19 protein-coding genes, 3 tRNA genes and 1 pseudogene are annotated in these 22,357 nt (G+C 68.0%); 14 read left to right on the top strand and 9 right to left on the bottom strand.

What is annotated here, in order from left to right; all coding sequences use genetic code 11:
• Positions 1-29: 29 nt before the first annotated feature.
• The 3 genes from AC1AYP_RS09755 to AC1AYP_RS09745 form a co-directional block, all read right to left on the bottom strand.
• A complete protein-coding gene (locus AC1AYP_RS09755) occupies positions 30-716 on the bottom strand; it encodes an SAF domain-containing protein (protein ID WP_476547723.1) in 687 nt (228 codons plus the stop codon).
• A gap of 272 nt (positions 717-988) precedes the next feature.
• On the bottom strand, positions 989-1,174 hold the full coding sequence (locus tag AC1AYP_RS09750; RefSeq protein WP_034527156.1) for an FmdB family zinc ribbon protein: 186 nt from the start codon (positions 1,172-1,174) through the stop codon (positions 989-991).
• Positions 1,175-1,423: 249 nt separating this feature from the next.
• The gene (locus AC1AYP_RS09745) at positions 1,424-2,056 is read right to left on the bottom strand and encodes a 5-formyltetrahydrofolate cyclo-ligase (protein ID WP_476547722.1); all 633 of its coding nucleotides are present in this window, start codon (positions 2,054-2,056) and stop codon (positions 1,424-1,426) included.
• Positions 2,057-2,162: 106 nt separating this feature from the next.
• On the opposite strand from AC1AYP_RS09745, the pseudogene AC1AYP_RS09740 reads away from it, so the two are divergent.
• The 13 genes and pseudogenes from AC1AYP_RS09740 to dapC form a co-directional block, all read left to right on the top strand.
• Positions 2,163-2,816: pseudogene (locus tag AC1AYP_RS09740) on the top strand (GNAT family N-acetyltransferase); the annotation flags it as partial.
• Between the two features lie 155 nt (positions 2,817-2,971).
• A complete protein-coding gene (locus AC1AYP_RS09735; protein WP_476547721.1) occupies positions 2,972-4,339 on the top strand; it encodes a hypothetical protein in 1,368 nt (455 codons plus the stop codon).
• A 159-nt stretch (positions 4,340-4,498) separates the two neighbouring features.
• On the top strand, positions 4,499-4,792 hold the full coding sequence (groES, locus tag AC1AYP_RS09730) for a co-chaperone GroES (RefSeq protein WP_034527158.1): 294 nt from the start codon (positions 4,499-4,501) through the stop codon (positions 4,790-4,792).
• Between the two features lie 148 nt (positions 4,793-4,940).
• Entirely contained in the window at positions 4,941-5,891 is a 951-nt protein-coding gene (locus AC1AYP_RS09725) for an AAA family ATPase (RefSeq protein WP_476547720.1), read from the top strand.
• 134 nt (positions 5,892-6,025) lie between these two features.
• Positions 6,026-10,582 carry a transglutaminaseTgpA domain-containing protein gene (locus AC1AYP_RS09720; RefSeq protein WP_476547748.1) on the top strand — a complete coding sequence of 1,519 codons (4,557 nt, stop codon included), beginning with the start codon at positions 6,026-6,028 and terminating at the stop codon, positions 10,580-10,582.
• Between the two features lie 255 nt (positions 10,583-10,837).
• Positions 10,838-10,919, top strand: a tRNA-Tyr gene (locus AC1AYP_RS09715).
• Position 10,920: 1 nt separating this feature from the next.
• A tRNA-Thr gene (locus AC1AYP_RS09710) sits at positions 10,921-10,992 on the top strand.
• Positions 10,993-10,996: 4 nt separating this feature from the next.
• Positions 10,997-11,070: transfer RNA gene (locus AC1AYP_RS09705), tRNA-Met, on the top strand.
• A 63-nt stretch (positions 11,071-11,133) separates the two neighbouring features.
• Positions 11,134-11,301 carry a 50S ribosomal protein L33 gene (rpmG, locus tag AC1AYP_RS09700; protein WP_007053013.1) on the top strand — a complete coding sequence of 56 codons (168 nt, stop codon included), beginning with the start codon at positions 11,134-11,136 and terminating at the stop codon, positions 11,299-11,301.
• A 125-nt stretch (positions 11,302-11,426) separates the two neighbouring features.
• Positions 11,427-12,677, top strand: a complete 1,251-nt coding sequence (locus AC1AYP_RS09695; protein ID WP_476547719.1) for a UDP-N-acetylmuramate dehydrogenase — start codon at positions 11,427-11,429, stop codon at positions 12,675-12,677.
• Between the two features lie 105 nt (positions 12,678-12,782).
• Positions 12,783-14,312: an amino acid permease gene (locus AC1AYP_RS09690; protein WP_476502822.1), complete on the top strand. Its 1,530-nt coding sequence runs from the start codon at positions 12,783-12,785 to the stop codon at positions 14,310-14,312.
• A 77-nt stretch (positions 14,313-14,389) separates the two neighbouring features.
• Complete coding sequence (gene fdxA / locus AC1AYP_RS09685) at positions 14,390-14,713, top strand: ferredoxin (RefSeq protein WP_034527169.1); 324 nt, start codon at positions 14,390-14,392, stop codon at positions 14,711-14,713.
• A 124-nt stretch (positions 14,714-14,837) separates the two neighbouring features.
• A complete protein-coding gene (gene dapC, locus AC1AYP_RS09680; RefSeq protein WP_476502821.1) occupies positions 14,838-16,010 on the top strand; it encodes a succinyldiaminopimelate transaminase in 1,173 nt (390 codons plus the stop codon).
• 73 nt (positions 16,011-16,083) lie between these two features.
• Here the strand turns inward: dapC and dinB are convergent, their stop codons facing one another.
• Positions 16,084-17,358, bottom strand: a complete 1,275-nt coding sequence (gene dinB, locus AC1AYP_RS09675) for a DNA polymerase IV (RefSeq protein WP_476502820.1) — start codon at positions 17,356-17,358, stop codon at positions 16,084-16,086.
• A 51-nt stretch (positions 17,359-17,409) separates the two neighbouring features.
• Between dinB and AC1AYP_RS09670 the strand changes: the two genes are divergently transcribed.
• Complete coding sequence (locus AC1AYP_RS09670) at positions 17,410-18,357, top strand: EamA family transporter (protein ID WP_476547718.1); 948 nt, start codon at positions 17,410-17,412, stop codon at positions 18,355-18,357.
• Positions 18,358-18,647: 290 nt separating this feature from the next.
• Here the strand turns inward: AC1AYP_RS09670 and AC1AYP_RS09665 are convergent, their stop codons facing one another.
• The 5 genes from AC1AYP_RS09665 to AC1AYP_RS09645 form a co-directional block, all read right to left on the bottom strand.
• Positions 18,648-18,803, bottom strand: a complete 156-nt coding sequence (locus AC1AYP_RS09665; RefSeq protein WP_476502818.1) for a hypothetical protein — start codon at positions 18,801-18,803, stop codon at positions 18,648-18,650.
• 539 nt (positions 18,804-19,342) lie between these two features.
• Entirely contained in the window at positions 19,343-19,675 is a 333-nt protein-coding gene (locus tag AC1AYP_RS09660; RefSeq protein ID WP_476502817.1) for an HNH endonuclease signature motif containing protein, read from the bottom strand.
• A gap of 312 nt (positions 19,676-19,987) precedes the next feature.
• Positions 19,988-20,260 (bottom strand): hypothetical protein, encoded by a 273-nt coding sequence (locus tag AC1AYP_RS09655; RefSeq protein ID WP_476547716.1) that lies wholly within the window; start codon positions 20,258-20,260, stop codon positions 19,988-19,990.
• Positions 20,261-20,630: 370 nt separating this feature from the next.
• On the bottom strand, positions 20,631-20,819 hold the full coding sequence (locus AC1AYP_RS09650; protein WP_476502814.1) for a hypothetical protein: 189 nt from the start codon (positions 20,817-20,819) through the stop codon (positions 20,631-20,633).
• 138 nt (positions 20,820-20,957) lie between these two features.
• Positions 20,958-21,149, bottom strand: a complete 192-nt coding sequence (locus AC1AYP_RS09645; protein WP_476502813.1) for a helix-turn-helix domain-containing protein — start codon at positions 21,147-21,149, stop codon at positions 20,958-20,960.
• Positions 21,150-22,357: the final 1,208 nt, after the last annotated feature.

Genomic DNA, 22,357 nt, shown 5'->3' with positions numbered 1-22,357 from the left:
CGCTCGGATTGCGGGCCGGCGCGGACTGGTCACCGGGTCACGGCGACGATCGCCCCGAGCTCGGCCGACGCCATCACTCTGACCGCCGCCTCGGGCGTCATGGCCATCGTGACGACCGCCGTGCCGGCGCCGTTCTCGTCGTGCCGCGCGCGCTTCATCACCAATGCGTCCTGCGCGATCGTGCAGGTCCCGGCGTCTCCGTCCGTCTCGCGGTCGGTCGATTCCCCGTCCGGCTCGCCGGCCGATGAACCATCGGCTTGACCGCAACCCATGGCGGACACCAGCCGCACCGTGTCGCCGGCGACCAACGCCGAGGCGTCGTTCGACACCGCCACCTGAAGCACCGTCCTGCCACCCGGCACGACAGGCGCGTCACGGGCGTTCGTCGGGAAGATTGGCTGGCTTTCGTCCACATCGTTCTGCGCGATCATCCCCACCACATCGTCGGCGTGGGAGAACGCCCCCGCGACGACGGGGGAGCGGGGCGTCTCCACTACGGCGACGTCACCGGCTCCGATCACGTCGCCGCGACGGATCGCGCGCGTCGCGACGACCACATCCGTCGTCGCGACCAGGACGTCCACCAGGATCACCGCGATCACCGCGACGACGATGACACAGCACGCGGCGACGATCCGGGTGAGCCGCGCGCGGGCACGCCGCGCGGCGAGCGTGGGGCGTGTGAGCCTCGCCCAAGGCGGATCGGGTATTCTCATACGCCCAGCGTCGGGCATCGGCATGGTCGGGCGCAAGCCGTACCGGCAATGTGGATAGAGCCCCCGGGAATCTTCACATCCTGTTCGAACGGACGCGGCGGCGTCCCATCCTGAAGGCGGCGAAAACCCGGATACGACGAAGGCGGCGCACCGGATGGCATCATCCGACACGCCGCCTTTTCCGCGATGCACCCCGCGACCGTGGTCATGCATCATCCCACTCCCACGCGGGAATCCCGGTGAGGGAGCGAACACTCACTTCCTACCGGAACTCACTTCTTGCCGGAATCGGTGCGGTAGAAGCCGCTGCCCTTGAACTCGATCGGCACGGCGGAGAAGATCTTGCGCACCTGCTCCTCATGGCACTGGGGGCAGACGGTGATCGGCGCGTCATCGAACGACTGGCGCTCGGTGAAATCGTAGCCACAGCTCTTGCAACGGTAATGATAGGTAGGCAACGTAATCCTCCAACGAAACGAATCCGGCCCGGAACCCCGCGGCATGGCCATCCGGCGAAAAGCCCGCGGCTCCCCGCGTGTCCCGGCATATGCAACCGTACATATCCTAATCGCCCGCGCGACACGTCCCGCCGGAAGCGAACGCCGGTTTCCACCATGCGGAACGGAAGGCGGGATGGACGCAGGAACGGGCACCGGGACGGACGTCGGGACCAATGCCGGGCGACGGAACGGAATCCGGCGCGGATGTCACGCGAACATCGTCACGCCGTCCGGCGTGAGCGCGCCGTCCACCGGCAGATCGTGCGGCTCCCGGGGCAGCGGATCGGCATCCGCGTCCAGCAGCTCCCACGGCCAGCAGACGGCGACGACCGGCGCATCCGGCGCGCGATGCCCGAGCGCGCGGTCATACCATCCGCCGCCGCGTCCCAGCCGCGTGCCCGAACGGTCCACTGCCAGCGTGGGGACGATCACCAGACCGGCCTCGCCCAGCGCCTCGGGCGGCAGCGTCGGAACCGGCGGCTCATCGGGCCTGTGATGCCCGTCGCCTCCCGCGTCCATCGCACGCAGGTCGTCGAGGTCGCGCAGCACGCCCCATCCGACGTCCAATCCCGAGCCCAGCAGCGGCACGAGCACGCGTGCGCCGGCCTCCAGCAGCGCCCCCAGCAGCGGGCGCAGCTCGACCTCCGACCCCATCGAGACGTAGGCCGCCACCGTCATGCCGGCGGGGTCGTCCGTGGGCCAGGGCAGGTCGCCCATCAGCGCGGCCAGACGCGCCCCCGCCTCGGCGCGTTCCCCAGCGGGCACCGCCTTGCGCCGCGCTATCGCCTCATGGCGCAGCCGGCGCTTCGTCTCGATGCGCTCATCCCGTTCGTCGTCCATCGTCCGTCCTTTCGTCCGTCTGCGCCCGTCCGCGTCGCCGTTCCGGCCGCCCATGACGCGCAACCATACGCCGTCGGTTTTTCGCGCGCGTGGCACAATGGTGGGCGTGTCAGTATTCCAGACCATCCGCCACGCGTTCGCGCCAGCCGATCCGAACGCCATCCGCACGCCCGTCGTCCTCAACGCTCCAGCCGGTGCGCCGCCGATCACGCTGCGCACGATGACCGCCGACGACGAGGCCGAGTGGAGCGAGGTGCGATGGGACAACGACGCATGGCTCAAGCCGTGGGAGTCCGGCGACCCGATGCACGGGCCGGGCATCACGTTCAACCAGTGGATGACCATCCAACGCCGCAACGAGGGACGCGGCACGGGCGTCGTGCTCCTCATCGAATACAGGATGCGCATCGTCGGGCAGATATCGATCGGCGCGATCACCTACGGCGCGATGCGCACCGGCGTGGTCGGCTACTGGGTGGCGCAGGACGCCGCCGGGCACGGCATCGCCCCCACGGCGCTCGCCATGCTCGCCGACTGGGCGATCGGGGACCCGACCGGGCCCCGCCTGCACCGCCTGGAGATCGCGATCCTGCCGGACAACGCGCGTTCCCTCGCCGTGGTGCGCAAGGTGGGCGCACGACGCGAGGGGTTGCGCGCGAACTATATGTATGTGGCCGGCCGGTGGCGGTCACACGAGACGTTCAGTCTGATCGCGGAGGACATGGGCTCCGGGTTCGCCGCGCGTCTCGTCGCCTGCGGCGGCGACGCGTCCGAGACGGCGGCGCAGGCGGACCCAGCGGCCGCCGACGGTCCGGCGCCCACGGACGCCGCCACGCCGTCCGCCCCTACGCGGGCAATCGACACGCCGCCGCACAATGCGGACAATGTGACGACCGTCTCCTATTCTTGAGCATTATGGGTTACGAGCAGTTGAGCACGATCATCGTGCTCGTCATCGTACTCATCGGAATCGTGGCATGGCTGCCGGTGCGCACGGCCAAAAGCATGCGGCATGTGGAGGAACATCGCGAGGATCGCTTCTCCTCGTCGCTACATCTGGTCGATGAGCACAGCGGCACGCGATTCAGCGATGACGGTACCTACGCGAAAGGGGTCTTGATGCAGCCGAACGAGAGGCGCGCGAACACGCTTACCCCCGAGCGCATCGCCGAAGTGCGGCGGTTGCGCCGTCAGGCGGTACGACGTCGCCAGATCCTCGTCGTGTCGTTGCTGCTGATCGCCGTCGTCGTCGCCGTGGCCGCGTTCCCTCTGCATTTCAATCCGTGGTTCGCCCTGATCCCCGTCGCCCTCGACGCCGTCGTGCTCGTGCTGGGTGCCCATGCCGCCGGCCAGGCCCGCGCATGGGAGCGCAAGGTCGCCAGGGCGCGCGCCCGCGAACGCCGTTCGCGCATGGCCAGGACCCGCGCGCAGGCGCGGAACGTCGACGCCGAGACCGCCAAGGTGAAGATGGAGGCCGACGGGCTCAGGAGGTCCGCCGAGGCGATGGCTTCGGCGATCGCCGATGATTCGGCCGTCGCCGGTGCTGTCCGGGGCGAGGAGGTCCCGACCGCCGAAATGGAACGTCGCGAGATCCGCAGCGTGCTGCGTCAGGCGGAGATCGAACAGCGTCAGGCGCTGGCCGCGCACGGCAAGCTCGATGCGCCCGAGGTGCAGGTGGTCGACGTCCCGGCCGCGGATGCCGAGGCGGCCGCCGCCGCGCAGCAGGACGCCCGGACCGTGCCCTCCGACGCCACCACGGAACTCGCCGAAGTGCGTCCGGCGAAGGCCCTTGACGCGTTCGACATGGCCATCGCCTCGCCGGACCTCATCTCCTTCTCGCTGGGCGAGCCGCGCAACGTGACCGAAGACAAGCCCGCCGCGCCGGAAAGCCGCGAGATCAAGTCGATGCGTCAGGTCGCCAAGGCCGATCCGGTGGACGCCGACGAGGAGAAGAGGCTCGCCGAGGAGGCGCGCATGGAGACCGAGCCCGCCAAGGGCGCGGGCGATGGCGTCGCATCCGGTGCCCAGACCGGGGAGACGACCGGGAAGACGTCGGACGACGCTTCCAGGCCCGCCGACGCATCATCCGCCGTTGCCGACGCTTCCGCCGCGTCCGACGCTTCGGACGGCAGCGTGATCGCCGCGGTGCCGCAGGATTCCGGCGTCTCCGACGTGAACGCGTTCCACGAGTCCGAGGAACAGGCGAGGGTCGCCGTGCCCGCCGCCACCTCCGATTCGCTGGGCCATGACCTGCAGGCCATCCTCGCCCGCCGCAGCTCCTGACGTTCGTTTCTCTCACAGCGTTAGCACTCGAGTTGGCAGAGTGCTAAAAACCGCGCTACCATGTGAGGCAGTGCTTGGGATCGTGCAAGTGATCGTCAGCCTCTTGGGCGTTTCCGGCGCGAAGACATCGAACCTACAAGAAATACGAGGTGACCCACAGTGTCGATCAAGCTCACACCGCTGGAAGACAAGATCATCGTCAAGCAGGCCGAGGCCGAGACCCAGACCGCGTCCGGTCTGTACATCCCGGACAACGCCAAGGAGAAGCCGCAGCAGGGCGAAGTCCTCGCCGTCGGCCCGGGCCGTCGCGATGACAAGGGCGAGCGCATCCCGGTCGACGTCAAGGTCGGCGACAAGGTCCTGTACTCCAAGTACGGCGGTACCGAAGTGCACTACGAGGGTGAGGACTACCTCATCATCGGCGCCCGCGACGTGCTCGCCATCCTCGGCTGAGACACCCGCGCATACGCGTATATCGATTGCGAAAGCCCCGGCGGATTGCCGGGGCTTTTCTCGTATCCGCTCGCAGCGTATTTGAGACGCCATGCCCGCCGGCCGTACACTGGACGCGGATTCGAGCCCCCGTCGAAGGAGCGCAGCCATGATAGACACGCCCGGCATCCCCTCGCGCATCGCCGCGATGCTCCGCGACGCCTTGTCCTGCCCGCCGGACGTCATCGAACTCGCCGTCCTCACGTTCGTCGCCGGCGGCCATCTGCTGCTCGAAGACGTGCCGGGCGTCGGCAAGACCACGCTCGCCCGCGCGTTCGCCCGCGCCATCGACGGCGAGGTCAGCCGCATCCAATTCACCCCCGACATGCTGCCCGGCGATCTGACCGGCGTGAGCATCTGGTCGCAGGGCGAAAGCCGGTTCGTCTTCCACCCAGGCCCCCTGTTCGCGAACATCGTCATCGCCGACGAGATCAACCGCGCCAACCCGAAGACCCAATCGGCCATGCTCGAGGCGATGAACGAACGCCAAGTGAGCGTCGACGGCGAAACCCACCCGCTGCCCGACCCGTACTTCGTCATCGCCACGCAGAACCCGATCGAGCTGGAAGGCACCTACCCGCTGCCGGAAGCGCAACTCGACCGGTTCATGACCTGCACGGCATTCGGCTACCCGACCGCCGAAGCCGAGGCGCTGATGCTCACCGCCGACGACTGGTCGCACCCGCTCGACCGTGTGGACCGCGTCTGCTCCGCCGCCGAGGCGGCCGCCGTCCGCCGCAAGGCTCGCGAAGTGACGCTCGAACGTCCGGTCGCCGACTATATCGTCGCCATCACGCAGGCCACACGCGGGCGCGACGGCGTGCGCTACGGCGCATCGCCGCGCGCCAGCCTCGCGCTCGCCGCGATGGCCCGCGCCCGTGCGTTCGTCGACGGACGCTCCTACGTGCTGCCCGACGACGTGCGCACACTCGCCGTGCCCGTGCTCGCCCACCGGCTCGTGCTCGACGAGACCGGCATGAGGTATGCCGACGGCGCACTGGAACGGGCGCGCGCCGTCGTCGCCGACGTGGTGCGCGGCACCGCGGTCCCGAGGGCATGACCATGCGACGGCCGGGGCGTTCGGGACGGGGACAGGGTCGGAGGAGCACCCCACGGCGCGTTCCGCGGCTTGACCTGTGGGACCTTCGCCATCATGGTCTGATCCGTCCCACGGCCGCCTGCCTGGCATTGGCCGTGTTCGGCGCGCTCGCCTGCTATGCGGGATTGCTGTTGGACGAGCGCACGCTGATGGCCACGGTCATCGTGGCCGGCTCTCTGATCGTGCTGTCGCTGTCCGCCGCGGTGGTCCAGTGGGCGATGGCCGGGCACGGGGACACGGCACGATCGCCGCGGCTATCAAGGTTGCCGCGGCCGTTGCGTCTGTCGCGGTTGCCGTGGCTGTTGCTGCCGTCCGAGGTGACGATCACGGCGTTGTATGAGCGCCTCGACCAATACGGGAACGTCATCGACCGGTGGGCGGGCGCGTTGCCCCGTGAACGCGGCCTGTACCGGCGGGTCGGCACGCTGCTGCGCTGGCGCTCGCCGTTCGGCCTGTTCGTGGTGCGTCGTCGCGTCGCCGCCGCGGGGGAGACGATGGTGCTGCCCGAGGCGGCGGATGCGGCCGCGCGGGAGACGGGCGCCGTCGTCTCCGGGCGGACCGTCGCCTTGAGGGACGCGGAGGATTCGGGGGCCGTGCGCGGCTACGAGCCCGGCGACCCGATCAGACGGATCGCATGGCGGCACAGCGCCCGTCGCGGCAAGCTGATGACCCGTGAGAGCGAGGGGAACGAACGCGCCACGCTGCTGCTGGTCGTGAACGTGGACGGTTCGGACGGCGTGGACGCGCGGCGGCTCGACGGCGCGGTCGCCGCGTTGCTGCCGTATGCGCAGGCGCGCCATGGCACGGGTCGCGGCATGGACGTGGTGGCCACCGACGGCGTCCATGTGGTTGAAGGGAAGCGGGCGGTCCTGCGGTTCCTGGCCGCCGCGCGTCCGGTCGGCGGGCGGGGTGATGCGCGTGGCCGCGATCGGCTCCGCGGGTGTCTCCGCGAACGAGTGTGTATGGTTCTTGCCCGAGCGTGTATGGTCCTCAGACGTATGTGCATGGTCCGGGGCGCAACCTGCACGATTCCGCGGGCAACGTGCAGCATTTCCGCGGCGACCTGCACGGCGTCGGTGGGAAACATCGTCCGGCGCCGTTCCGGGCCGGTCGGGGTGCTGGTCTGCGATGCCGGTGATTCCAACGGTTTGGCGGATGCCCTGCGCCGCTCGTCGCTCGCCGCCTCGGTGCGTGTACTCGACCCCACCCCGCAGGAACGGGTCGTGATTACGCAGGAAGGGTCCGAAATCCCGCACGTTCGACCCGAAACCATGCAGGTCCCCTCCCGAACTCCACAGGTTCACCTCGAAACCAAGCGGATCCGCCCCATCGGACCGCGTACGGCCCTGCGGACGCCCCGAATCGTCGCCTCGCTCGCCCTGCTGACGTACTTCGGCGTCATGCTCAAGGCGCTCGTCGGGCTTGTGGAACCCACGGGCTGGTGGATATGGTTCGCCGCCGGGGCGCTCGCCGCCGCCGTTCTCGCCTCGACCGTGCCGATGCCGTCCGGACACCCGGTCCGATTCTCTCTGATCCGCGTGTCGGCCTTCGCCTTCGCGGCGGGAATCACGGCCGTCGTACTGGTCGTTGCGCGATTACGCGACGTATCCGGCTCGGTGGGAGGCGGCTCCGGTGCGGGTGGCACAGGCGGTGCGGCCGCTACGGGCTCGGGCGTGCAGGACGGTCTTGCCGGATTCCCGACCCGCCTCGTCGACGCGCTGTCCGTCGGATTCGACCGGCTCGACCGCCAGCTGCCGCCATTGAAGGTCGTTCCGGCGTCCGACATCCTGCTGATCCTCGTCGTCTTCGCGGCCGCCGTCCTCATCCGCTGCCTGCTCCTGTGGCGTCCGGCCGTCCCGTCGTTCGCTGTCCTCCCCGTCGTCGCGCTCGCCGCCGACTCCGCGATGCTCGGCCATGTCGCCCCCTGGTGGGCGGTCGCCCTGCTCGCCGCCGCCTTCCCGATGAGCGTGTGGGCGTCGGCGTCCCGTCCTCGCTCCGGTTCAGGTCCCGGTTCGGGTCCCGCATCCGCGACGCCGGCCGCCGCCTGCAACGCGCCGGCCGCCGCCGCACCCGTCCCCTCGGAACCGCCGCGGGCCCTGCGCGCCGCATTCGCCGCGCTTCTGGTCATGGCCGTCACCTTGGCCTGCACCCCTGCCGCCGAGACCCTCGCCTACCGGGTGCCGCTGTCGATCGGCGAGGGCGGCGGCATGTTCTCGTCGAACACGGTCAGCCCGCTCATCGACCTGAAACGCAACATCGACGCCGGTTCCGATTCGGTCGTGCTCGGCTATTCCGCCGACCGCCGCCTGTACCTGAAGCTCACCACACTCGACGCGTTCGATGGCGACACGTGGGGCTACGACCGGGAGCTCGCCATCGACGCCGGTCTGTACGGCTCGGGCATCCGTCTCGGCCGCGACGAGTCCGACGAGCTCACGATGGAGCAGCGCCGCGCCGGCGACCCGATCGGCATCTACGCGTGGCTGCTCGGCTACGCCGGCTACACCGCATCCACCTCCGGCACTGGCACAGCCACCGACGGCACTGACGGCACTGACGGCACCCGCATCGACGAGCACACGCTCGAACGCTACGAGACCACCGCGAACGTGCGCATCGACACGCTGCGTTCGCGCTTCCTGCCGGTCCCCGGCATCGTCAGCGGGGCGAACGGCGTCGGCTCCTCATGGCTGCGCTACCGTGACGGCAGCATGATCAACCGCACCGACGCGACATCGTCGGGCATGCGGTACGCCGTATCCGGCACGTATCTGGATCCCATCTCGTCGGCGTCCGGATTCTCCGAGCTCAATCCGGTGCGCGAGGTCGTCGCCGCGCTGGAGCGGCAGCGCGACGATTCCGGCGGCCAGCTCGCCGGCTGGCTGGAGGCGCGTCGCGCGATCGCCGATTCGGGACTGGGAGAGACACGCGACGGGTTCGCCGTGATCCGCGCCTCCATCGACGCCGACGGCGTCGTGAGCGCCCCCGACGGCACGCGCATCGGCAAGGTGAGCGCCTACAGCATGGCGTTCTCCGGCGAGCAGGACAACGACCGTGTGTGGGGCGGCGGGACGACGACGCCTTCCGCGGGCCGATACTCCCAGCATCCCTCCCACATCGCCTTCGACGACGCATTCGAGGCGCGATACGGTGCCGACGGCGCCGGCATCGTCTACGGCTTCTCCGAGAACGGCGACGCCGTGACCCTCGTGATGCCCCTCACGAACATGACCGGCTCCGACGGCTCTTCCGACGGCGCGCGCGGTTCGTCGCCGTCGATCGACGGCAGGTCCGGGTCCGGCGCGTCGACCGTCTGGGCGCAGAACGCCATCACCATCCTCTTCCAATCCGACACCACCATGTCCATCGCCGTGGAGGCCGGATCCGCCGCCGACGACCGCCGCATGGCGCGCCGCATCCTCGCCATGGTCGCCGCCTCCGACGAGGAGGCCCGAGCGGGCCGCTACACGTCCCTGCCGAAGTCGCTGCCGGCCAATGTGCGCGCCGTCGTGCGCCGGGCGCGCGCGGCCGGCGTCGCCGCGAAGGCCGGGACCTACGACGAGCAGGTGCGCGCCATGCGCTGGCTCGTCGGGTATTTCGCCGACAAGGCCAACCATTTCACGTATTCGCTGGATGCGCCGGACGGCGACGGCCGCTCCAACATGCAGGTCGTCGACGACTTCCTCGACCCCGACACCGGCCATGCCGGCTACTGCCAGCACTACGCCGCCGCGCTCGCCGTGCTCGGGCGCGCGCTGGGCGTGTCGACGCGCATCGTGCTCGGCTACAACGCGGGCACGAACGCGCGCGATGCCGACGGCTATTTCCCGGTGGCGTCGCGTCAGCTGCACGCGTGGGTCGAGGCGTATCTGGACGGCGTCGGCTGGGTACCGTTCGACGTGACGCCGCCGAGCGAGGAGAACGGCATGCTGACGTCCGACGGTTCGCCCGCCGCGTCTGACGCGTCGTCCGCCGGATCCTCGGGCGCGTTGACCGGCGATGACGGGTCCGCCATCACCGAATTCGATACGACGGGGAACGGCGGCTCGTCCACGCGACGGAACGGCGCGGACGGCGGCGCGTCCGCGAAATCCGACGACACCGTCTCCCGCGACGGGGATACGGGCGGTTCGTCCGAGGCGTCCGGTCCGCCCGTCTGGCTTGCACGGCCCGCGGCATGGTTCGCGGCGTTGCCGGTCCGGTGGCGTGTCGCGCTCGCCGTCGGCGTGGCCGCGGCGGCGCTCGTCGCGTGCGTGGCCGCGCCTCGCGCCGTACGCGCCTGGCGTCGCCGGCGTTGCGTCGCCGCCGCGCGCCGCGCCGAGTCCGCTTCCAGCGGCGGTTCCGGCGGCGATGATTCCGATGATGACGGTGCCGTCGCGTCGCGTGCGGCCGCGTGGCGCATGGCATGGGCCGAGATCCGTCGCGAGGGGCGTGCGGCCGGTGCACGATGGGATGACGCCGCCACCGACCTGATGATCGCCGATCGCGTCGCCGCCGTATGGCCGGGAGGGTCGGATGACGATCGCGGGCATCGCGCCGTGATTCTCCGGATCGCCCGCGCCGCCGATTCGGTCGCGTTCGGCGGCGGCGCGCCTCCGGTCGATGGTCTGGCCGACGGACTCGATGCGTTGTTCGCGGCGACACGCCGATGAACGGGATTTCGGGAGTGATGCGGAGGGCTTTCCGGTGTCCGGATCCGGTGCCGGAACCCTGGATACGGCGTCGCGACACGCCGATGCAGCCGAAAAGTTGCACGTCCTTGTTTCGTTGGAATTCCAACGATTATGACGTATATGGCGGGTGATTTCGCGGGGTGTTCGCCATGTCCGGGTTGCGCGACCGGGAATCCCGTGGCATGATGTTCGAGTTGCCTGACGAGGTCAAGACCTCGGAGGGAAACAGAGACTGGCGGATTTCCCAAGCGGTCAAAGGGAGCTGACTGTAAATCAGCCGCTTCGTGCTTCAGTGGTTCGAATCCACTATCCGCCACGCCCCGATAGCTCAGTGGTAGAGCACTTCCTTGGTAAGGAAGAGGTCGTGAGTCCAATTCTCACTCGGGGCTCTCTGGCGGGGTAGCTCAGCTGGCTAGAGCGTACGACTCATAATCGTAAGGTCAAGAGTTCGAGCCTCTTCCTCGCTACAAATCGCGCCCACCAACCGGTGGGCGCATATTATACCTAGTAAAACACAGAGGTGAATGACAATGGCTAAGAGCGCCGACATCCGTCCGGGCATCACGCTGGCCTGCACCGAGTGCAAGGAGCGCAACTACATCACGACGAAGAACCGTCGTAACACGCCCGACCGTCTCGAGCTGAAGAAGTTCTGCCCGCGCTGCGGCAAGCAGACCGTGCACCGCGAGACCCGCTGAGCGCATTCGAGATTTGCGAAGACCCGACCGTATGGCCGGGTCTTTTCGTATTCCCGGAGGTTTTTCCCGCTTTGTTCATGCCGCTTGCGGGCGAGCCCGCCAAGCCGCGGATAGGATAGGCAACTATGACCAGCTTTGCAGAGATCACCACGATCGGTGTGGGCGGCGAGATCGCCCGTTTCGTCGAACCGACCACGCGCGTCGGCGTCATCGAGGCCGTCGAAGGGGCGGACGGGCATGGACTGCCCCTGTGCGTCATCGGCGGCGGCTCCAACATGCTCGTCTCCGACGAGCCGTTCCCCGGCGTCGTCGTGCGCGACGCGCGCCGCCGCATCACCGTGCCCGACGAGGCGGCCCCCGTCGAGGGAGGCGACCGCACCGTGCACGTGAACGCGGAGGCGGGCGCCAACTGGGACGATTTCGTCGCCTTCACCGTAGAGCTCGGCCTGGAGGGCGTCGAGGGCCTGTCCGGTATCCCCGGCACGGTGGGCGCGTCCGTCGTGCAGAACATCGGCGCCTACGGCCAGGAGGTCGCCACGTCCGTCGAATCGGTGGAAGTGTGGGACCGCGAGACGAAGACCACGCGCGACCTCAAGCCCGCGGACCTCAAGTTCGGCTACCGTTCCTCCGCCTTGAAGTCGAGCATGTACGCGGCCCCCGCCACGCCGGCCGACCGCTTCTTCCCGACGCCGCGCTACGTGGTGCTGTCCGTCACGTTCGCGCTGCGCCACAGCGCCGAAGGCACGGTCGGATTCGGCCAGCTGGCGAAGGCGCTCGGCGTCGAGGTGGGCGCGCGCATGGCCACCACCGCCATCCGCGACGCGGTGCTCGAGGTGCGCGCCTCCAAGGGCATGCTTGAGGATCCGACCCGCTACGCCCTGCCGGTCATGTCCGACACGAAGCGCGAAGGCAACATCATCGCCGACCTGAAGCGCCTCGCCGCGGCCGCCACGCCGGCCGACGACGGCTCCGGCCTGCCCGCGCCCGACTGGGACCGACACAGCTGCGGATCGTTCTTCATGAACCCGATCCTGCCCGAAGCCGAGGCCGCGCGCCTGCCCGAGGACGCGCCGCGCTTCGCCGCCGTGCTGCCCGACGGCACGCCCGGCGTGAAGACCTCCGCCGCATGGCTCATCGATCACGCCGGATTCCACAAGGGATTCGCCGTGGGGGAGCCGGACGGCTCGGAGACCGCGGGGCCGGCCGCGCCGGCGAGCCTGTCCACGCACCATACGCTCGCCCTGACGAACCGCGGGGACGCCACGGCGTCGGATGTCGTCGCCCTCGCCAAGACCATCCAGCAGGGCGTGAAGGAACGGTTCGGCGTGGCGCTCGTGCCCGAACCCGTGTGCATCGGCATCGACCTGCGCCCCTGACCGGCGTCGCGTCCCGAATGTGGGGAAAGGGCCTTCGCGTCGCAATCCGGTGGGCATATACTATGCCGTTGAACCTAACCGGAGAGACAAGAAGGTCCCAGCACCATGCAGATATTCCGAACGAAATCCGTCGAGCAGACCATCGCCGAGACCGGCGAAGAGGGTCGCACGCTCAAGCGCAACCTCACGTGGTGGGATCTGTCCATCATGGGCGTCGCCGTCGCCGTCGGCGCCGGCATCTTCTCCGTGGGCGCGCAGGCCGCCGCCTTCCACGCGGGTCCGGCCGTCATCATCAGCTTCCTCATCGCCGGCGTCGTGTGCGGCGCGGCCGTCATGTGCTACGCCGAATTCGCCTCGATGATCCCGGTGGCCGGCTCCGCGTACACGTTCACGTACACCACCGTCGGCGAGGTCGTCGCGTGGATCATCGGCTGGGACCTCATCCTCGAGATGATGATGGCCGGTTCGGTGATCTCCAAATACTGGGGCGTCTACCTGGACGACTTCTTCCACCTCATGGGCTGGGGCGTCGACACGAATCTGACGTTCGGCTCGTTCCACATCGACATCGCGCCGATCATCATCGTCGCGTTCTTCACCACGCTGCTCGTGTTCGGCACGAAGATCGGCGCCCGCGTCGACGGCGCGATGACCGTCCTCAAGATCGCGATCGTCCTGTTCGTCGTGGTCGTCGGATTCTTCTACGTGAAGATGTCGAACTTCACGCCGTTCATCCCGCCGAGCCAGCCCGCCGACTCCCTGCCCGGCAGCTCCGTCGCCGCCGACGTGCTCAACCAGCCGCTGTGGCAGTGGGCGACCGGCATGGTTCCGAGCGTGTACGGCGTGCCCGGCATCCTGTCCGGCGCGGCGCTCGTGTTCTTCGCGTTCCTCGGCTTCGACGTGGTCGCCACCGCCTCCGAGGAGACCGTGAACCCGCACAGGAACGTGCCGCTCGGCATCGGCGTGGGCATGGGCCTCATCATCGTGATGTACATGCTCGTCGCGTTCGTCACCACCGGCATGGTCTCCTACAAGGACCTCGCCAAGCAGGACAGCCCGTCGCTCGCCACCGCGTTCGAGCTGGTCGGCGCGAACTGGGCGGCGAAGATCATCAGCTTCGGCATCGTGCTGGGCCTCGCCACCGTGGTCATGGTGCTGCTGCTGGGACTCACGCGCATCGTGTTCGCGATGAGCCGCGACGGCCTGCTGCCGCGCGGCCTGTCCAAGACCGGCAGGCACGGCACCCCGGTCGCGCTGCAGATCGGCGTCGGCGTGGTCGTCGCGCTCGTCGCCGCCTGCTTCGACATCGGCGTGCTCGCCGACATGGTGAACATCGGCACGCTGTCCGCGTTCACGCTGGTCGCGATCTCCGTGCCGATCATGCGCGCCCGCCGCCCCGAACTGCCGCGCGCGTTCAAGATGCCCGGCAACCCGTGGGTGCCGATCCTCATCGCCGTCGCCAACCTGTGGCTGATGCTCAACCTGTCCGTGCTCACCTGGCTGCGTTTCGTCGTGTGGCTGGTCATCGGCTTCGCGATCTACTTCGGCTACGGCTACTGGCATGCCCGCCTCGGCAGGGGAGCGCTCACCGAGACGCTCTCCGAGGAGACCGACAAGGCCATCAACACCGACTGACGGAGTGTCAAACCGTCCCCGCACGCGCCTAAACTGGACGGTCAGAATAGTCAGGAACGTGTTCTAAGGAGAATCCCATGCCGTACGTTGTCGCCCAGCCTTGCGTGGACGTGAAGGACAAGGCCTGCGTGGACGAGTGCCCGGTCGACTGCATCTACGAGGGCGATCGTTCCCTGTACATCAACCCGAACGAGTGCGTCGACTGCGGCGCGTGCGAGCCGGTGTGCCCCACCGAGGCCATCTTCTACGAGGATGACCTGCCGGAGGAGTGGGCCTGGTACAAGGACGCCGCCGCCAACTTCTTCGCCGAGGTCGGCGATTTCGGCGGCGCCTCCGCCCACGGTCCGATCGGCAAGGATCCGGCGCAGGTCGCCGCCCTGCCCCCGCAGAACCAGGACTGACCGATTGATTGGATGACTCCCCGCTCCCGGGGAGTCATCGTTGTTTTTATCATGCTCCCCCTTTCCCCAGGGGGAGTCGTCGGCTTCGCCGACTGAGCGGGGTTCTCCCCGGAGAGGCATCACCATGGGCTTCCACACCTACTCCTCGCCATACGACTGGTCGCGCATCGCCGGCTACAAGACCACCGCGAAGGCGGTCGACGGCGGCATGATCGACCTGTCCGTCGGCTCGCCGGTCGACCCGGTGCCCGCCAGCGTGCGCGACGCGCTCGCCGCGGCGGCGGACGCGGCGAACGCGCACGGCTATCCGGCGACCATCGGCACGCGCGACCTGCGCGACGCGATCGACGGCTGGTTCCGCCACCTGCGCGGCGTGGACCTGAAAGCCGTCAACGCGGCCGTCGTGCCCACCGTCGGATCGAAGGAGGGCGTCGCGCTGATGGCGTCGCTGCTGCACCTCGGCCCGGGCGACGTGGTCGTCCAGCCGAAGGTCTCCTATCCGACGTACGAGATCGGCACGCAGCTGGCCGGCGCCACCGTGCTCAAGGTCGACGACGTCGCCGACGTGGACTCGTGGAGGAACGTGCCGGGCGTGAAGGCCGTGTGGGTGAACTCGCCGTGCAATCCTTCCGGCGACGTGCTCGGCGCCGACTGGCTCGCCGGCATCGTCGCGGCGGCGCGCGCGATCGGCGCGGTCGTCCTGTCCGACGAATGTTATGCGCTGATGGACTGGCGCGCGAGTCGTGGAGCCACCGACTCCAACGAGCCCGCCTCGGCGGACGCGTTCAGCCTGTCCGCCACGCCGTGCGCGCTGAGCCCGCAGGTGTGCGAGGGCAGCGCCGACGGCATCCTCGTGCTGTATTCGCTGTCCAAGCAGAGCAACATGGCCGGCTACCGCACCGCGCTCATCGCCGGCGACTACCGTCTCGTCACCGAGATGGCCGAGTACCGCAAGCAAATCGGCGAGATCATCCCCGGACCCGTCCAGGCCGCGATGGCCGCGGGCCTGCGCGACGTCGAATCGGTGCGCGTGCAATGGCAGCGCTACCGCACGCGCCTGTCGAAGCTCGTCGCCGCGCTGCGCGCGTACGGGTACGACGCGGCGATGCCCGACGGCGCGCTCTACGTGTGGGTGAAGGCCAAGTCCGGCGACTGCTGGACGGACATGGCCGATCTCGCGAAGCTCGGCATCATCGCTAGCCCCGGCGAATTCTACGGAGCCCCCGCCTATCTGCGCTTCTCCGCCACCGCCACCGACGAGGCGATTGAAGCCGCCTGCGCCCGCCTCGCCGCCTGATAGGCCCCCTCTGACGAGGGGGCTGTCGGCGAAGCCGACTGGGGGAGAGACCCACTTATCCGGGTACATGGCCTCACGCGCCGAACCGGGCCGCGCCTTTTCCGAACCTCCGGCGCACTTCGTCCAGCGCGCTCTCCGCGCGGCGCTGCCGGTCCGAGACGGTGCTCGCGTCGGCGCTCGTCGCCTCCTCGAGCATGTCGTCCAGTGACGGCTGCACGGCGGTCGCGGCGGCGGCTCCCAGTCCGCTCGCGCTCATCCCCGCCAACCGGATGAGCTTCGGCAACGGCGCGTCGGGGGAGGAGCCTTCGGGCATCCCCAGCATCCCATGCAGCAACCGCACGCACACCGGATACAACGCGCCCGCCGTGTCCACCGGGCGTTCCAGCGTCCGTGACCGCGTCCGGTAGCTCAGATCAGCGAACCGCAGTTTCACCGTCACCGTGCGTGCCACGAACCCTTTGCGGCGCAACGTTCCGGCCACCTCGTCGCACGCCTCGCGCAGCAATCCGAGTACGACTCGCTGATCGGTGGTGTCCTTCAGCAGCGTCTCCTCCGAGCCGACCGACTTCTCCTCGCGCACCGGCGTGACCGTGCGTTCGTCGAGACCATGCGACGCCATCCACAATCCGCGAGCCGCCGCGACCGAACCGGTCGCCTGCTCCAAGGCCCGGGGACTCATCGCCGCCAGATCGGCCACCGAATCCACGCCCCACGCGTTGAGGCGCTTCTCCAACGACGGCCCGATGCCGGGGATGCCACGCAACGGCATCATCTGCACGAATTCGGCGGACCTGGCGGCGGGGATGAGCAGCATACCGTTCGGTTTCGCGTTCGTCGACGCCATCTTCGCGACGAGCTTGTTCGCCGCCACGCCCACCGAGCAGGTCACGTGGAAACGGCGCTCCACTTCGGCTCGGATCCATGCGCCGATCGCCGTCGGGCGCTTCCATGCGAGCAGCGCGCCTGAGACGTCCATGTAGCCCTCGTCCACCGACACCTGTTCCACCCGGTCGGTCACGGCGTGGAACACCTCGGTCATGATCCTGTGCGAGACCGCGCGGTAGTAGCGCATGTCCACAGGGAGGAACACGCCGTCCGGGCACAGCTGCCGCGCGCGGGCGGAAGGCATCGCCGAGTTGATGCCGTAGTGTCGCGCCTCGTAGCTCGCGGCGGACACCACCGAACGCGGCCCCGTACCGATGATCACCGGCCTGCCCGTGAGTTCGGGGTGACGCGCCACCTCGAGCGAGGCGTAGAACGCGTCCATGTCGATGTGCAGCACCGTGCATCCGGTCTCGTCATGCCCCCAATCGCGTTTCGCGGCGGCCAGTCTTGGTGCGGTGCTCATACCGCCATTCTACGGTCGTGCGTGGCGGGTCAGGATATTACCGTAGGGGATATGAAGCGAGTGGTTGTGAATGCGCTGAACCATGTGCCGGTGGTCGCCATCGTCGTGTGCGAGGCGATCGTCATCTACAGTGCGACCGCCGTCGCGAAGCTCGCGTTCACCCAGCTCGACCCGCTGTACGCCGTGTGGTACCGTGTCGGATTCATGGCCGTGCTGATGCTGTTGTGGCGGCGTCCATGGCGGGCCGACAAACGTGCGGCGCTGCTCCGTCATGATGCGCGTGGCTGGGGGTTGGTGGTGCTGTTCGGCGTCTCGCTCGCGCTGATGAACACGATGTTCTATGTGGCGATCTCCAACATGGATCTGGGCATCGCCGTCTCCCTCGAGTTCCTCGGACCGTTGTCGGTCGCCGTGATCACCGGTCGCAGCTGGCGTGAACGGCTCGGCATCGGCATCGCCGCGATCGGCGTGGTCCTGCTCGCCGGCATCTCGCTTGCGGATCCGGAGAGCGGCGGCAGGTTCCTCGTCGGTCTGATAGCGATCCTCATCGGCGGGTCGATGTGGGGCGTGTACATCGTGGCCGGCAGACGCATCGCCGCGGGCGGCAATTCACTCGACAATCTGTGCGTCGCCGTCACGATCGGATGGGCGATGCAATCGCTGTTCCTCGGCGTCCCGGCCGTCACGCACCTCGTCCATCCCAAGGCGACGGCCACGTGGGCGGCGGCTCCCGGCGGCCCGTTGAAACTGTTCGCGCTGCTGTTCCTCGTGTCGTTCCTCGCCTCGTTCGTCCCGTATGTCATCGAGCAGGTGACGCTGCGTCGCGTCACGCCCGCCACGTTCTCCGTCATGCAGTCCATCAACCCGGCCGTCGCCATCGCCGTCGGCCTGGTATTGGGGGAGGTACCCGGATTCGGCGAGATGGCCGGCGTCGCGTTGGTGATTCTGGCCGTCGTCATCACCTTCTCCGGAGACAAGGCCCCCGCCCCGGGGCGATGATTACGCTATGAAAAAAGGGATTCACGTGAACCCGTGAATCCCTTGGTGGCGGAGTGAGGGGGATTCCGCCCCGATACGGTCTAAACCGTTGGAAACATTGATATTCAAGGATTCTCTTAAAATCCGTACCCCACTAGGTACCCCACAATCGACAGTTATCGGCGTGTCGCCACGCGCCAATACGCGCCTTCGCCTATCCCCATCGTAACGCCGTCGCGCTCGCCGGCGAGCGCCGGGGGTTCAGGGTTCGGGCGCGACGCCCACGCGGGACGCCGCGCCGCTGATGACCGCTACACGAGCAGTCGCAGCAGCTGGTACAGCTGCCATATGCTGCACACGTTGAACCGTGTGCCGTCAACCGTGGCGAACATCTCACCGTCGCCCATGTGAACGACGACTATCCGCCCGTTCACGGTCAGACTGCCGTGCATCGTGATATGCTTCATCTTGAACCCTTTGGTTAGGGGCGTAAGCCGATAACCAGTCAAGGCCCGATGTCGCAAGCGTCGGGCCTTTTCTTATCGGCTCGCGCCGATTTCGGCCCGTCATATCAACGGGAACGCCGCATGTCACGGCGTCGCGCTCCAGCTTAGCAGCACATTGGGCGGTGGGCACGGGGAGTGCCCCCACCCCCTACGTGCCGGCTCCTCCCGGCGCATAGCGCCCATCTCTCCCCGCTGAACTTTCCGTAACGCTGAAATGCTGTGAACCGTTGCCGTTATTGATTTTCAGCCTTATAAGCGTTACGTTTCCGTCACCCGTTCCGTCACCTTGTTGCGTCACCGTTAACCGTTAACGTCACGCTTAATGTCACGGTTAACGGTCGATGTCACGGCGTCGCGCCTACTGCCGTAACGGTTTCCGACGATTCGATAACGTAACGCGATAACGTAACGCCGAAAATGCCGGGGGGATATCGGCCCTGCGCCCGAGGGGGCCGCGACGGGGCGGGCGGGGGATGGTCCCCCTACCCGTCGCCCGTGGTCTACCAGTCGCCGCTAGTGGTGAACGGCAACGACGTGGCGCGCGGCAGCGGCTCGCGTGCCAACAAGGCGCGTGCGCGCGTGTCCGTCCCGTCGCTCTTGAGCCTGTTGCAACGGCGGTGGACTAGGCGGCAGTTGGCGAAGCTCAATGGGTCGCCGCCGCGTGACACGGGTACGAGTTCATCGACTTCGGCGCTCATTGGGTGGGGCGTCCTCAACGTCTTGTCCACCGGCCGGCCGCATATGGCGCACACGTCGTAGGCGGCGAGCACGCGCGCCCTCAGTTGCCGGCGTCGCCACCCGTTGCGGTTCCTCGGATTGCCTCTAGTGGTCATGTCCTCCAGTATGCGCGCCCATGACGGGCGACGGGTAGGGGACGACAGCCCGTGTATGCGGCGTGGCGTGGTGGCTGTGTGGTGGTTTGGGGGGCCGCGAAGCCAACGATTGCAGTGGTTGCGTGCTCGCGGGCGTGTGGAAAATCGGCCGTGGGGAAAACGGCCCTTCACCCGAGGTGGCCGCGACGGGCCGGGGCAGGGGGTGCCCCCACCCCGGATATGAGAGAAGCGCCCGTGACGATGACGGTCGGGGCGCTCCCTCGGGGCGGGGCGTCATGCGGACGCTTGCCGCGCGTGGTGCTTGAAACGGCGCTATCCGTTGACTCGCTCGACGGTCAGGCCGGGGTAGAGGCCGGTCAGGTGGGCTACCACGGTGCCGATGTCGTCAAGCCATTGTTGCAGCATGTCCGTCTTGTCGGCGAGCGCCAATGGTTCCTTTTCGGTCTCGAACGCCCAATAGGCGACGCTGCCGGGCAGCATGGCGAACGACAGCATGGGGCGCGGCTCGCCTTCGGTTCTCCAGCTTACGCACGCCGTGAAGTCGAGGTTGAACGGCTCACACGCGCTGTCGAACAACGACAACATGCCGTCCTGTTCGTCCGTCTTGCACTCCCAGCCGGGCGTGTGCTCCAGTTGCAGGCGGGGGGGGGGGTGTTGTTCCGGGCGGTGTCGATGATGTCCGGGACGTTCCACGGGGCGTGCTTCGGCGGCGCGTAGGCGCGTCCGTCGATTACCGTCATGCGTGTGTAGTCCGTCGTGGCCGCGTTCACCTCGGCCGCTAGGGACTGTTCCGGCGTCTGGCACGCGGGGCACATGAACCCGGTGACGACGCCGTGGGTGAAGGTCACGTTCCACAGGCCGGCGTCGTCCGCGTCCGACCTGTAACGCGCCCCGCACACGCCGCATACGGCACTGGCGGCGAGCGCTTCGGCGCTTACGGGGATGCTCGTGAAGCTCATCGCGTCACCTCCGTGAGCCATGCGGCGAGACGCCGCGCCTGAACGTGGTCGAGGTCGGCCACGACGTCGGTAATGCCCATGTCGCCCATTCGGATTTCAACGCCGGTGGCGCTCGCGGTCAGCTTGAGGGGGCGTGCGGGGTCTCGCGTGTTGTCGAACGCGAGGGATTGCGTGGTGGTTGTCATGGTGTGTTCCTCTCCAGCCGGAACATGCCCCGCGATACGATTGGGGGTGCTTCCGGCTAATGATTTGTTCTAGGTAGGGATTTCGTTATCTGTGAAGCGCTCGGCCCGTTGGTGTTGCAGCACCTTCGGGCCATTTCGCTAATCTCCGATGTGGCGTAGGTCTTCGCAGCCGAGCGCGTCGGCGAGCGCTATAGCCCGCCCCAGCGGCATGTTTTTCCAGTCCTTCGCGCCGTTTTCGTAGGCGCTTATCACCTGTTGCGGCACGCCGCTGACCTCGGCTAGATGTGTCTGTGTCCAGCCCTTCGCCTCTCGGAGTTCCTTAAGGGTCATTCTCACCTCCCACTCTTCGCATATACCTACATTCTACATAGTTATCTATAAACAATCAACTAGATAACTATGTGTAGTGGATGTCGTGCCGTGTCCAAGTGGTCGCGGGAATGGTCGGTCTGGTCGCGGAAACGGTCGATTGGACACCCGAAAACGACCAGCCAGACGCCATAACGAACACCCTTGGGCGGCGGTACGACACCGGCGATGCCGGCGCGTCCGCAAATCTTTGAACCCCGCGTACATCTCGGAGACCTCACCGGCGGTCACATCCGCGTCGGAACCTACCCCACCCCCCGGTGTGCCGGCGGCGCTCGCCGGCGCTGCCGCGGTATTTGCCCCGCAATCGTCACGAACGCGCGTCATCGCCCGTCGCGCCTGTCGCCGCAATGGTTCCGGCATTTTCGTAACGGGGTGAAAACCAAGGTTCGCCGCGTATGTATGGCCGGACATGCCACCCGGCGGTCATGGGCCGGCGCGTTCGGAGTCCTCCCCCACGGGGCCGTGCGTCGCGCTCGCCGGCGGACATGGCCGGGTATGTCGGTTGTGAATCGTCAAGGATGCTTGTGGCCGTTCCGCGTGACTACGGCGACGGCCGACGGCGGCGCGCCCTCGCGCGCATGATGGGGTACCCCGTCACGGGGAGGGAGGGACACGGGCCACGCGGATAGTGTTCCGGCCGTGAGCGCAATGGGGATTCGACCGCCCCCTCGGTGTCGGCGGCTCCAATGGTCGGCAGCGTCGGCGAGCGCTGCACGTCGGTGTGTACGTCGCGGGCTGCTCCATGCCGCCGCGTGATGGCTGTCGGCGCTCTTGCCGCAAGTGCCCCTATATGCGTCCCGTGGCATCGCCTAGGCGCGTTCCGTGTTCCGTGCGATGGGATTCCCCGTGTCGTGGCTGTCGGGCGTTCTATGGGCCGGTTCCGTGACGTTGTGACGTTGTGACGTGGGCCGGGGTGCGGCCACGGTGTTAACGAATGGTTCACGGTTTGATGGTGTGTGCCGGCGCGCGTCGGCCTGTCGTCAATCGGTGGTTCATGCTGTTCGAGGGGCGGGGCTTGCTTCATGTGGTGTGTTCCGTGTGGCGTCTACTCTCTTCCATATCCGGGTAGACGCGTCTACCCGTCTACCCGTTGTGGCAGTAGGGCTGACGGGCGTCTACCGGTAGCGTCTACCCGTCTACCGGGTTGGTCGCTGGTCGCGTTTGGT

It is taken from the genome of Bifidobacterium sp. LH_424 (genome assembly GCF_056356895.1).
The sequence above is the reverse complement of the archived record's forward strand: the minus strand, read 5'-3'. Positions and strand labels throughout refer to the sequence as shown.

Coding starts and splice junctions, on each gene's coding strand:
- AC1AYP_RS09755 (WP_476547723.1), bottom strand. CDS start 716: ATGAGAATACCCGATCCGCCTTGGGCGAGGCTCACACGCCCCACGCTC.
- AC1AYP_RS09745 (WP_476547722.1), bottom strand. CDS start 2,056: ATGGACGACGAACGGGATGAGCGCATCGAGACGAAGCGCCGGCTGCGC.
- AC1AYP_RS09735 (WP_476547721.1), top strand. CDS start 2,972: ATGGGTTACGAGCAGTTGAGCACGATCATCGTGCTCGTCATCGTACTC.
- AC1AYP_RS09725 (WP_476547720.1), top strand. CDS start 4,941: ATGATAGACACGCCCGGCATCCCCTCGCGCATCGCCGCGATGCTCCGC.
- rpmG (WP_007053013.1), top strand. CDS start 11,134: ATGGCTAAGAGCGCCGACATCCGTCCGGGCATCACGCTGGCCTGCACC.
- AC1AYP_RS09695 (WP_476547719.1), top strand. CDS start 11,427: ATGACCAGCTTTGCAGAGATCACCACGATCGGTGTGGGCGGCGAGATC.
- AC1AYP_RS09690 (WP_476502822.1), top strand. CDS start 12,783: ATGCAGATATTCCGAACGAAATCCGTCGAGCAGACCATCGCCGAGACC.
- fdxA (WP_034527169.1), top strand. CDS start 14,390: ATGCCGTACGTTGTCGCCCAGCCTTGCGTGGACGTGAAGGACAAGGCC.
- dapC (WP_476502821.1), top strand. CDS start 14,838: ATGGGCTTCCACACCTACTCCTCGCCATACGACTGGTCGCGCATCGCC.
- dinB (WP_476502820.1), bottom strand. CDS start 17,358: ATGAGCACCGCACCAAGACTGGCCGCCGCGAAACGCGATTGGGGGCAT.
- AC1AYP_RS09670 (WP_476547718.1), top strand. CDS start 17,410: ATGAAGCGAGTGGTTGTGAATGCGCTGAACCATGTGCCGGTGGTCGCC.
- AC1AYP_RS09665 (WP_476502818.1), bottom strand. CDS start 18,803: ATGAAGCATATCACGATGCACGGCAGTCTGACCGTGAACGGGCGGATA.
- AC1AYP_RS09660 (WP_476502817.1), bottom strand. CDS start 19,675: ATGACCACTAGAGGCAATCCGAGGAACCGCAACGGGTGGCGACGCCGG.
- AC1AYP_RS09655 (WP_476547716.1), bottom strand. CDS start 20,260: ATGTTGTCGTTGTTCGACAGCGCGTGTGAGCCGTTCAACCTCGACTTC.
- AC1AYP_RS09650 (WP_476502814.1), bottom strand. CDS start 20,819: ATGACAACCACCACGCAATCCCTCGCGTTCGACAACACGCGAGACCCC.
- AC1AYP_RS09645 (WP_476502813.1), bottom strand. CDS start 21,149: ATGACCCTTAAGGAACTCCGAGAGGCGAAGGGCTGGACACAGACACAT.